This is a genomic window from Aminobacter sp. P4_H6_2 (assembly GCF_056400805.1).
Window position 1 is genome coordinate 1 of the sequence record NZ_JBFUKO010000950.1, and the last position, 1414, is coordinate 1414.

The window sequence follows — 1414 nt, forward strand, 5'->3', positions numbered from 1 at the left end:
GTCTTGACCGGTATGGCTGATGGCGCTGCGGTTGAGGATCGTGCCGTCAAAGGAATTTGTCGTGGCAATCGGGATGCCCGCTGCCTCGGCGGCTTTGACGATATCGTTATAGGCACCGACCTGCGGTGTCGTCATGATGATGCCGTCGATGGTAGGATCCTGAACGATCTGGTTCAGGATTTCGATTTCGCGGGCAGGATCGTCGACCGGTGATTCCGAGCCGAGCAGCAGGATCTTGGCGCCAATCATATTGCCGGCGACGGTCGCACCGACATAGACCGGATCGAAGAAGCCATTGCCGGCCGTGTGTGTCACCAAAGCGAAAGTGAGGTGACCATCGGCCGAATGGAAGTCCTTAGTACCGGGGGCCTCCTTTGCTGCTTCTTCGAAGCCATAACCGCCGACAGCTTTTTCGACACTGCCGGACTGTGCGAAGGCATAGGGAACGCAATGCATCAACGCCGCGGCGCATACCGCGAGCGGGAAAATACGTTTCATGATTTTCCTCCCTTGCAACCAACGGTCGGAAGCCGTTCGGACGCACTAAATCAAGGGATTCCGGGTGCTTCCTCCCGCCCGGCTATCCTCTGCCCAAAGCCTGTCCAGGTAAATAGCTTCCACGTGTACCGGCGAGTTGTTTCGGAACTCCATTGCATTGCCCTGCTTCGCTTGCTGACTTTCGGACGTCACTAATGTCGCCAATTCGGCAGCAGCCGGGTGGCCGTAGATGCCGGCGGACGGTTCGGCATCACTATCATTCCCAAAATATGCGAAGGGAGAGGCAGGTTAGTCTGATGCGCAATCTTGCCGTGCGCGAGGTTGACAAGTGCGCGACCCGACGTCCAAAGGGGCGGCAATATGGTCGTTCGTCCGCAGCGATCACGCCGGCACCTACAATTGCGGCACACTACCGGCAGAAGATCTCGCCTGCGCGTTCATGGCAAGATAGAGCTCAGTATCAACGCTGGGCCTCAAGTCGACGCCAGCAAGTGTTACTAGGCGATAGACCATCCACCATCGACCAGCATATTGGCTCCGGTCACCAGCGAGGCGGCGGGAGAAGCAAGGAAGACGACCATCCCAGCAACGTCGATCGGGTCACCAATCCGGCCGAGAGGAATGTGCTTCAATACGTGCTGGTGGAATTTAGGATCCGCGAGGCTGGGCCTTGTTCCGTCGGTCCACACAAAGGTCGGCGCCACAGAGTTGACGGTGATGTTGTATGGCGCCCATTCCAGGGCAAGGCAACGTGTAAGGTGATTGATCGCCGCCTTGGTCATACAGTAGATTGCCTCGCCCTTGAGGACTACGCTCCCCGCCTGCGAGCTTATGTTGATAATCCTCCCGGACTTCTGCGCAATCATCAGCCTGCCAACTGCCTGGGTGACGAAGAACGTACCCTTGAGATTGATGT

Annotated in this window: 2 protein-coding genes; both read right to left on the minus strand. The window is 57.4% G+C overall.

The window, feature by feature from the left end; all coding sequences use genetic code 11:
- On the minus strand, nucleotides 1–498 hold a 498-nt coding region (locus tag AC1DUU_RS31970), incomplete at its 3' end, for a substrate-binding domain-containing protein (RefSeq protein WP_476787309.1).
- A gap of 497 nt (nucleotides 499–995) precedes the next feature.
- On the minus strand, nucleotides 996–1414 hold a 419-nt coding region (locus tag AC1DUU_RS31975), incomplete at its 5' end, for an SDR family NAD(P)-dependent oxidoreductase (RefSeq protein WP_476787310.1).